The organism is Cupriavidus sp. SK-4, from assembly GCF_000611125.1.
Classification (GTDB): Bacteria; Pseudomonadota; Gammaproteobacteria; order Burkholderiales; family Burkholderiaceae; genus Cupriavidus; species Cupriavidus necator.
The window spans coordinates 684-9,445 of record NZ_JFJW01000008.1 but is presented as its reverse complement, the minus strand read 5'-3'; the positions used below and the strand labels follow the sequence as shown (position 1 = coordinate 9,445).

At 61.9% G+C, this 8,762-nt stretch carries 7 protein-coding genes and 3 pseudogenes; 7 read left to right on the top strand and 3 right to left on the bottom strand.

All coding sequences use genetic code 11. From position 1 onward, the window contains the following. On the top strand, nt 1-323 hold a 323-nt coding region (locus tag CF68_RS37935; RefSeq protein ID WP_235205641.1), incomplete at its 5' end, for a hypothetical protein. Here CF68_RS37935 and CF68_RS37930 read toward each other — a convergent pair. Beyond that, a pseudogene (locus CF68_RS37930) lies at nt 295-492 on the bottom strand (tripartite tricarboxylate transporter substrate binding protein); the annotation flags it as partial. The gene CF68_RS37935 and the pseudogene CF68_RS37930 overlap by 29 nt on opposite strands. 8 nt (nt 493-500) lie before the next feature. Between CF68_RS37930 and CF68_RS01705 the strand changes: the two are divergent. Next, nucleotides 501-800: a substrate-binding domain-containing protein gene (locus CF68_RS01705; protein ID WP_035815607.1), complete on the top strand. Its 300-nt coding sequence runs from the start codon at nt 501-503 to the stop codon at nt 798-800. A 136-nt stretch (nt 801-936) separates the two neighbouring features. Here the strand turns inward: CF68_RS01705 and CF68_RS01700 are convergent, their stop codons facing one another. Continuing rightward, a complete protein-coding gene (locus CF68_RS01700; protein WP_035815606.1) occupies nt 937-2,454 on the bottom strand; it encodes a CoA-acylating methylmalonate-semialdehyde dehydrogenase in 1,518 nt (505 codons plus the stop codon). A gap of 101 nt (nt 2,455-2,555) precedes the next feature. On the opposite strand from CF68_RS01700, the gene CF68_RS01695 reads away from it, so the two are divergent. Continuing rightward, a complete protein-coding gene (locus CF68_RS01695; RefSeq protein WP_051591353.1) occupies nt 2,556-3,551 on the top strand; it encodes a LysR family transcriptional regulator in 996 nt (331 codons plus the stop codon). Between the two features lie 82 nt (nt 3,552-3,633). On the opposite strand, the pseudogene CF68_RS35880 reads toward CF68_RS01695, so the two are convergent. Beyond that, a pseudogene (locus CF68_RS35880) lies at nt 3,634-4,323 on the bottom strand (dihydroxy-acid dehydratase); the annotation flags it as partial. Between the two features lie 83 nt (nt 4,324-4,406). Here CF68_RS35880 and CF68_RS01685 point away from each other — a divergent pair. The 4 genes and pseudogenes from CF68_RS01685 to CF68_RS01675 all read left to right on the top strand — a co-directional run bounded on the left by CF68_RS01685 (nt 4,407) and on the right by CF68_RS01675 (nt 8,024). Then, complete coding sequence (locus CF68_RS01685) at nt 4,407-4,913, top strand: transposase (RefSeq protein ID WP_051591352.1); 507 nt, start codon at nt 4,407-4,409, stop codon at nt 4,911-4,913. Between the two features lie 2 nt (nt 4,914-4,915). After that, on the top strand, nt 4,916-5,332 hold the full coding sequence (locus CF68_RS35875) for a transposase domain-containing protein (RefSeq protein WP_084186983.1): 417 nt from the start codon (nt 4,916-4,918) through the stop codon (nt 5,330-5,332). 284 nt (nt 5,333-5,616) lie between these two features. Further along, nucleotides 5,617-6,038, top strand: a pseudogene (locus CF68_RS37925) (LysR substrate-binding domain-containing protein); the annotation flags it as partial. Nucleotides 6,039-6,854: 816 nt separating this feature from the next. After that, complete coding sequence (locus CF68_RS01675; RefSeq protein WP_035815602.1) at nt 6,855-8,024, top strand: site-specific integrase; 1,170 nt, start codon at nt 6,855-6,857, stop codon at nt 8,022-8,024. Nucleotides 8,025-8,762: the final 738 nt, after the last annotated feature.

Genomic DNA, 8,762 nt, shown 5'->3' with positions numbered 1-8,762 from the left:
GGAAGAGTCATGACTTCTGTATAAGGAAATGGGGTAACGGTTACCGCATGCGCGAACAAACCGAGGCGTCCAGGAAATTGACGGTCTCAGGTGAAACTCTAGCTCAGGCAATGGTTCCGCGCACTATCCACCAGCAAATAGGTAGCTTTGAGTGTGAAGAGGTCACGATCCAAATTCCTTCAAACACACGCGCGAGTGCTGGCGTCGCCGACTTTCGCGCGTGCGCTGGACGTGAGGGAGATATAGGCGTGCAGGCCGGCGGGCAACTTCAGGCCAAGCCCGTCATCGACTCTATCAATCTAAGGATGCCCCCGATTCCTTGACGACTTTCGCCCATTGAACCAGTTCTCGGTTGATCAACTCAGCAAGCTGTTCTGGTGTACCTCCTGCCGCTTCGGCATACCAGGAAGTTGCAGCATAACCGGGCACTGTCTCGCCAATTGCCGGCACGTTTGGCAAGAGCGGTGAACGCTTCTCCGTTGCGACCGCCAGCCAACCGGGTGACTGCAATCGTGGCGGGTAATGACACGATCGCGTTGGGCGCACTCGAAGCCGCCAAGAGGCAAGGCATCGACGTCCCGGCCCAATTGTCAATCATCGGCTTTGACGATATGCCACTCGCTGGTTCGCCGCTAGTCGGCCTCACCTCCATACAGCAGCCAGTCGAGGCTATGGCTCGCATCGCCGCCCGCCGCATGGTGGAACGCATTCACGCCGGCGGGCTAACGCCTCCCGTGCATGATGTTCTCCCCATTAAGCTCATTCGCCGAAATTCCACGGGACATGTGGCTAATAGCTGAGCAAGCACCGTTTAGCGCCACGTGGGAGCGTCGGTCATTCACGAATCATGGTCTCGAACGGACACCCTTCTCGTCCGTTCCTGGTACAGAGTCTGCCGGCCCACGCCAAGGCAGCCCCTGTACCGCGACGCCAAGTCTATTTGGCTGTCGGCATAACAAACTCGGCGCCCTTCTCAATGCTCTCCGGCCAGCGCTGCATGATCGACTTCTGCTTGGTATAGAAACGTACGCCTTCTTCGCCGTAGGCATGCATGTCGCCAAACAGAGAGCGCTTCCAACCACCAAAGCCATGCCAGGCCATCGGCACAGGAATCGGCACGTTGATTCCCACCATACCGACTTCAATTTGCAAGCCGAATTCCCTCGCGATGTTGCCATCGCGGGTAAAGCAGCTCACTCCGTTACCGAACTCATGGGCATTAACCAGATCCACTGCGTCTGCCATGTCTTTGACTCGCACGCACGAAAGGACAGGCCCGAAGATCTCTTCCTTGTAAATTCGCATGTCGGGCGTGACATGATCGAACAAGGTCCCGCCCATCCAGAAGCCTTCTGCGCAGCCCTTTCCCGCCGTTGCCGGGTCGAATGAACGCCCATCCACCAGCAGCGAAGCGCCCTCTTCCGCGCCTTGCGCGATATAGCCAACGATGCGTTCATGCGCTGCGCGGGTAACAATAGGCCCCATCTCCGCAGCCTGATTTTCGCCGTTGAGAACCTTCAGGGATTTGGTGCGCTCCACCAGCTTAGGCATCAGGCGCTCAGCAACGTCTCCCACGAGCACAGCAACGCTGATAGCCATGCAACGCTCGCCGGCCGAACCGTAAGCGGCTCCGATAAGCGCATCGACCGCCTTATCGGTGTCGGCGTCAGGCATTACAACCATGTGGTTCTTCGCGCCACCCAGTGCCTGCACGCGCTTACCTTGGCGCGCACCGGTCTCATAAATATGGCTCGCGATCGGCGTTGAACCGACGAAACTCAGGGCTTTCACATCAGGATGCTCGACCAGTGCGTCCACCGCCACCTTGTCTCCTTGCACAACATTGAAGACGCCGTCCGGCAAGCCAGCTTCCTTCAGAAGATCTGCAATCAACAAGGATGGGCTTGGATCGATGGGGCTGGGCTTGAGCACGAAGGTGTTGCCCGTCGCGATAGCCACCGGGAACATCCACATCGGGACCATCACCGGAAAGTTGAACGGGGTGATGCCAGCAACGACACCTAGTGGCTGACGCAGCGTCCAGTTGTCCATTCCCTGCGAGACCTGCGTTGTGTAGTCTCCCTTCAGAAGTTGAGGGATTCCGCAAGCGAACTCTACAATGTCGATCCCGCGCGCGACCTCGCCCTGAGCGTCGGTGAAGACCTTGCCGTGTTCGGCTGTGATGAGGTGGGCCAGCGTATCCTTGTCCCGGTTCAGCAACTCGAGGAAACGGAACAGTACACGGGCGCGGCGGATCGGTGGGGTTTGCGACCAACCAGGGAAAGCGGCTTTGGCAGCGGAAACTGCTGACTCGACGTCCGCCGCATTGGCCAGAGCCACTTCCCCCGTGACCTGTCCAGTGGCCGGGTTCATCACAGGCTGCTTGCGCCCGGACTCTCCCCCGACTCGACGGCCGCCGATATAGTGCTCAATTGTTTTGTTCGTGCTTTGCATGACTTGCTCTCCAGTCGACAATCTGCCTGTAGTCTAAGAATCGACGGCCTCCCGGCCAAGCCCGCAACAGAGAACTACTTGTTTATTTTTCTAAACAGTCGATGACGAAGATCAAGAACAAAGACGAGATATGGGGACACCTGCACTGGCTGACCATTCTGGCGCAGCAGGGCAGCTACACCGCGACCGCGGCCTACCTGAACGTGACGAAAGGTGCTGTAAGTCAGCGCATTGCCGATCTGGAGCGCGCCGCAGGAGTGCCGCTGGTCCAGCGCACCACGCGCAGTGTCCGACTAACCGATGCCGGACAGCGGCTGGTCGATGAAGTCAGTGCGTCATTCGAGCAAATAGCGAAGGGCTTCGCCGGCGTTCGCGACGCCGCCGGTGAGCCGCGCGGCGTCTTGCGGGTAACTGCACCAGTGTCGTTCTCTCGGCAGCAACTGGTACCTCGCCTGGCTGATTTCTTTGAGACATACCCCGATATCCGAGTGGAACTGGATATGTCGGACCAGCTACGCTCGCTGGCGCTCGAAGGCTACGATCTGGCAATACGCCATACCATGGCGCCGCCCGACACCCATGTCGCCTGGACACTCTGTTCCACCCGCAGCATGTTGGTCGCCAGCAAAGCATATTTGCGAAAACGGGGTAACCCTGCGGCACCATCGGATCTCGCGCAGCATGCATGCCTTTACTATCCGCGCGCTCATGACACACCGGCCTGGCATTTCGTAGATGCGAGGCCTCGCGCGCGCATGCCGAAGGAGCGCATCACAGTCCCCGTCGCAGGCCCCCTTTGCGCCACTAACAGTGAGGCACTGCGCGACGCCGCTATCGCAGACCTGGGCATCGCCCTGGTACCTGATTTCACTGCGCAATCCGCTCTGCGGGACAGGAAGCTCGTGGAAGTACTTGAAGGCTGGCGGCCAGTGGGCGTTTTTCCGGACCAGATATTCGCGATCCGACCATATTCTGCGCACGTCCCACGCGCAGTATCGATGTTCGTCGATTGGTTGCGGCTCACCCTGCAAAGCGGTTTTCATGCGCACGACCAGTTCCACGGACCAGGGCGCAGAGCCTCCTCACCGAGAGCCTAGCACCGGCAGGGCCAACCCCTCATTGGCAGCCAGCCCCCATTGCAGTGGTTCGGAGTGCGGGGGCACCCCGCATGCCGCCAGTTCAGTGAATCTCCGGGTCGCCGAGTGCCCCAGTCTGGACCTCTGTTCCCAGAAAATCGAAGTCACAGCCGACATTGGCCTGACTGACATGCTTGAGGTAAAGCATGCCATAGCCGCGGTCGAATCGCGGCTTCGGAGGCGCCCATTCGGCTCGGCGCCGTTCCAGTTCCTCCTCGCTGACCAGAAGGTTCAGCCGCCTTCCCGGCACGTCCAGTTCAATCAGATCACCATCGCGCACAAACGCCAAGGGACCGCCAATGTGCGATTCCGGTGCAACGTGAAGCACGCAGGCACCATAGCTCGTGCCGCTCATGCGGGCATCGCTGATGCGCACCATGTCGCGCACGCCTTGTGCCAGCAATTTCTTTGGAATGGGCAGTTGTCCCCACTCTGGCATGCCGGGCGCGCCTTGAGGACCCGCTCCTTGCAGCACGATAACGCTTTCCGGGGTGACGTCCAGGTCTGGATCATCAATGCGCTCAGCAAGATCGTTGTAATCCTTGAAGACAACGGCCTTCCCGGTATGGACCAGCAGCGCGGGATCGGCCGCGGGCGGTTTGATAACCGCACCTTCCGGGGCAAGGTTGCCGCGTAGCACGGCAAGGCTGTCGGACGTTACGGTGGCACTGGAGCGACTGCGTATCACATCGTCGTTGAAAACCCGCGCACCAGAGATATTCTCGCCAAGGGTCCACCGATATCCAGCTTCTCGCTGATGTCCTCATGGCGGCAACGGACGCTGGGTGTGGCGCGCCACGGCGCTGCCAACGCCTGATGCAGGAACCCGCTGACCCCCAGATCATCGACGGTGGCCTGCCCGCAGCCGGGCTGGTCGCGCGCACGCTGATCAGTCGCTTCGTCAACCACCTGCCGTACTGCCGCCAGGAGACGATCAATGCCCGCTCCGGCACACACACGCCGCGCTCAACATTGGCTGCCTGGTCCGGGCGTGCCGGTGCGGCGCTGGAACCGCTCTATGAAGCGCACAAGCGCTTCGTACTTGCAGCAAGGGTTCTGCACGCCGACGAGACACCGGTGGCGATGCTCGACGCGGGAGCCGGCAAGACCAAGCGAGGTGAGCGCGAGCTCGCCCCCTTGAGCAGCGAGCAACGTCTGGTCAGAAGGCACACCGACGCCAAGCCGCTGTGGGCGGAACTGTATACCTGGCTGCAACTGGAGAGGTCACGTGTGGCCGATGGCTGCATCACAGCCAAGGCACTCGACTACAGCCTCAAGAACTGGCCAACGCTGACGCGCAACCTCCTCGATGGGGAGGGGTGAGCGTGGACAACAACAGCCTGGAGAACCTGATCCGTCCATGGGCCTTGGGACGCAAGGCATGGTTATTTGCGAGCAGCGAACTGGCCGGTCAGCGCGCCGCGGTCGTGATGAGCCTGGTGCAATCAGCCAAGCTTCAAGGGCACGATCCATGGGCCTGCATCACCGATGTGCTGACCCGCCTGCCCACCCACCTGAGCAGCCGCATCGACGATGCTGCTTCCCCACAACTGGCGTCCCCCACGCTGAGCGCGCCTGCCCTCTCACAACCGATCTCAACCGGCAAGGTGGGACGGCGAGACGCTTACACGATCTCCGCCAGGCTAGCAAGTGCATCCCGGCGCGCTGCCGTCGGGGATGCGGGCCGCGCCTCTCGCCTCTGGCGAGGCACAGCTATCCGGCGAGCTGTGGATCCGAAGTAAATTCGCGGGCTTCGGAGCGGGCTTGTCGTCCTGGGCCAGATATCTCCGAGCTTGGACTGGTTCGCCAAGCTCATGCGCCGTCGACGCGGCCGGCCCAAAGCTTGCCAGAGACTTTCCCTCAGGCCATCGCCGCCGGCGGACGATCGGTGTGGGTGATGTCTTCGAATACGGACGATGCCTCCAGCCTCATCCGCGTCAACACAAGGTTGCCCTCGCGCGAGGCCAACCATGCCGGACAAAATCCCCTCGCGCTTTGGTTCGGCCGTGTCCTTACGCTTGAGGAGAAAGCGAATCCAGTCGACCTAGTCTGCGCAGCGCGAGTGAAGGGACTTTCGGGGGAGTTCATTCGGGTGGAACCGATGGTATGGCCGCCACGCCGGGCGCTCATGAAATCTGGAACGAGCGACCGCTGCCGATTGCCGTATTCCAGTCGGGCAGCGTCGCCCGTGACAATGCGATCCGTAGCCTGGAGCGAGCCAGGATCGCCTACCGGATGTCCTACGAGAGTCCGAGCCTGCTCGGGCTGCTCAGCATGGTCGAAGCAGGATGGGCGGTGGCACCGCTCGCGCGATGCGCAGTCCCATAGCATTTCACCATCCTTGGCCAGCCGCAGGGACTGCCCGAACTCGCCTCGTTGGAGCTTGTCCTGGCGCGCAGCGCAAACTCCAATCGCCCGCCTTGCGACTTCCTGGCCGAACAGATCATCCTGGCGAATTCAGAGTTGGCATGGTCCCTGGGCCAGTTCGTGTTTGGCGTATGGCCTCCTTGCGCGCCTGAAGGCCGCAGCTTTCCTGCCTGGCTGATCGTGTTAGCGCGCAAAACATTTCGGAACTGCACCGGTAGTCGGCACGGTCAAGACGATACAGGCTCGAAACCAGATTGACATTGTGCGCGTAGCCCAAAAGCTGTCCGCGTTGGCTGGCCGACTTCTCTGGCGATGAGTGAAAGGGGGACAGCGTTGGGCGGGCGGTCTCCCCCCCATTAGTCTGTCGAAAACTTGCGCATACAGAGCTCAATAATTATCGGCATTGCGTTTTGCTATGCATTTCCGGGTGGTACAAATGGAGGTGTCGATAAAATCGTTAAAAATCAGTGCCTTATTATGCCCCCGGGCTCCGTCCGTTAGCCGGGCTTCAGCCGCAGCCGCTTTGGTCTCAGGTGGGCGCGGCCCGCGCAACACCCATGTGCGCGGCGTGGCCAGCATCCGCTGGGGTTTCGACACCCACGGCAGCACGGATGCCTTAGAGGTGGTCAGCAATGCGGCAATAGGCGGGACTGCCCGGCCCCTGTCGTGGAATGACTTCCTTCCCGCCGACGATGTTGGCGTGGGCCTGCGATGCCTTTGCGGACGGAGAACACTATTTACCATTATCCGAATAATGGTAAGTGATTAGCTGGATATAATGGATCACAGGGCCGAGAACCCGGCGCTGGCTTTGCCCGGTCTATGCGCTGGCCGCCCGGCCATCGTCGCCGGGCCCTGCCATTGACGCGGCCCAGACTACCCCTGCCCCAAGCCTCCATGAATACGTCGCCCCTCACGCCGAACGCACTGCCTAGCCCAGTATTGCCGGGCGGGCTTTCCGACGCCGAGCTGGTGCGCGCATGGCTAGACGCCAAGGCCGCCGCGGGTCTCGGTCTGCGCGCCAGCACCTGCAGTCAGTATGAGCTCGAGGCGCGGCGCTTGCTTTGGTATGCGGACGCGCAGGGCCGGCCTCTGGCCACCTGGCAGGTGACTCATGCCAGCGACTACCTTACCTTCTTGCGTGACCCGCCCGCGCACGCGGTCAGCAACGGCCGAGTTCGCCGCGGCAGCGCGGCTTGGCGACCGCTGCGCGGCCCGCTTTCCGAAGCATCGCGACGCCAGAGCGCAGTCATCGTGGGTAGCCTGTTCGACTGGCTGGTACGGGTTGGGGCTCTGCGGATCAATCCGTTCGCGCCAGTGCCGCGAGAGCGCTCTGCCACAGGGCCCGGCTCCCAGCGGAGGTTCCTCGAACTGGAACAGGTGGCAGCGGTATTCGAAGCGATTGAAGCACGCCCGGCGCCGACGCGGTGGGCGCAGCTACACCAGGCGCGCGACCGCCTGCTAGTTGCGCTGCTGTTCCAGACGGGGCTGCGCGCCTCCGAGGTGGCTGCACTAACTTGGGCGGATTTCGAACGCCATCCTGGCCGGTCCCGTGCGTTCTGGACCGTGCTCATCCGTCAAGCCAAGGGGGGCAACGATCAACTGGTGCCCTGCGACAACGCGATGGACGAACTGGCACGCTTTCGCCGTTTGGTAGGGCTGCCGCCCATGCCTAGCCCCACCGACACCGCAGCGGTCATCCCAGCGATCGCCGGTGGGCGTCAACGCGCTGTGCCGCCGGTCGATCCGTTTGAGCTACAGCGAAAGCTGAGCCGGCCGCTTCGTACGCGCCAGGGAATCTATGCCATCGTGCGTACAGCATTTGCGGAAGCGGCCGACCGTCTGGAGCGGGAGGACCGCAGCGAAGAGGCGGCCAGGCTCCGAGGTGCGTCGACGCACTGGCTGCGGCATACGCATGCCACGCATCTGCTACGCGCCGGCGTGCCGGTAACCGACGTGCAGCGCGCCCTGCGACACCGCGACATCAATACCACGCGGCGGTACACCCACGAGGCGCTGGAAGATGTAGCTCTTGCGCTGGCCGGCAAAATCCCGGGCGCCGCGTAGCGTGTCAGACGCCAGCCATTCCTGCGCTCTCTCGCTGTGTGGGGCGGTTGCCTTCGGCTGGCCGTGGAAGGCGGTGAAGAACCGGGTGCGAGAACACTCTATGGCTCTGCCCGGTAATAAATTCCCTGCGGTTGGGTCGAAGTCAAGCTGACCTAGCATTGACGCATGCGGTTATGTGGCCGGGGTACGTCCGCGCTTGCCATACCGTTGAGAGGCCGGCCGTCGCACCTGGATCGAGCCAATTTTTTCCGGGGACTCCGCGGCGGAGGCACCAAGCGGACTCGAATGCCGGCGTCGCCCAACGCGGGAAGGTCGGTGAGCCGTGCGGGGCACCGTCCCAACTTGGGAAGGTCGGCGAGCCGCACTATGAGCGTCCCAGGTTAGGAAAACTAGCAGCCGTAGATGGGACCATCACAACTTGAGGTGGTCGTAAAGCGGGCCTAGCAGCGGATCAACTTGGCAGGTCGGCGCGCGCATATCTGGCACCGTCCCAACTTGGGAAGGTTGGCGAGCCGCGCCGGGCAACGTCCCAATTTTGTCGGTGAGCCGTGCCGGGCACCGTCCCAACTTGGGAAGGTTGGTGAGCTGTGCCGGGCACCGTCTCAACTTGGGAAGACTGGCGAACCGTGCCTGACACCGTCCCAATTTGGGAAGGTCGGTGAGCGGTGAGGGGCACCATCCCAACTTGGGAAGGCTGGCGAGCCGTGCCTGACACCATCCCAACTTGGGAAGGTTGGA

Bases quoted from the DNA above. Each gene is read 5' to 3' on its own strand.
- CF68_RS01700 (WP_035815606.1), bottom strand. From the start codon at position 2,454: ATGCAAAGCACGAACAAAACAATTGAGCACTATATCGGCGGCCGTCGA.
- CF68_RS01695 (WP_051591353.1), top strand. From the start codon at position 2,556: ATGACGAAGATCAAGAACAAAGACGAGATATGGGGACACCTGCACTGG.
- CF68_RS01685 (WP_051591352.1), top strand. From the start codon at position 4,407: ATGCAGGAACCCGCTGACCCCCAGATCATCGACGGTGGCCTGCCCGCA.
- CF68_RS01675 (WP_035815602.1), top strand. From the start codon at position 6,855: ATGAATACGTCGCCCCTCACGCCGAACGCACTGCCTAGCCCAGTATTG.